The following is a 287-nucleotide window of genomic DNA, read 5'->3' on the forward strand; positions in this document are numbered from 1 at the left end:
CTTCTATTAGTGTGGTTAGGGCTGTTACTCAGCACATTAATAGTATCGGTTACCTTGAGCAAAAGACCTTTGCTGGCATGGTAGTGGACAATCAAATGGCATTGATGATGCTAGCCGAGCCTCCTAAGACAGCACGTAAAGGCACCTCTGAATTAGCCGGTTATACCTGGTATTGGTCTATTACACCAATATCAACAAGCACCGCTTATTTGCGAGCGGTTGATGTCAGTGTGGCCCTAGATGAAAAAATGGATAGCCCCCTAGTTACGGTAAGAAGTTATGTACCG

The 287-nt window shown here is 44.9% G+C and carries 1 protein-coding gene; it reads left to right on the plus strand.

Annotated features, from left to right (window positions below):
• On the plus strand, window positions 1–287 hold a 287-nt coding region (gene gspI, locus AB4585_RS29050), incomplete at both ends, for a type II secretion system minor pseudopilin GspI (protein WP_372172263.1).

It is taken from the genome of Vibrio sp. 10N.222.49.C9 (genome assembly GCF_041474985.1).
GTDB lineage: Bacteria > Pseudomonadota > Gammaproteobacteria > Enterobacterales > Vibrionaceae > Vibrio > Vibrio crassostreae_C.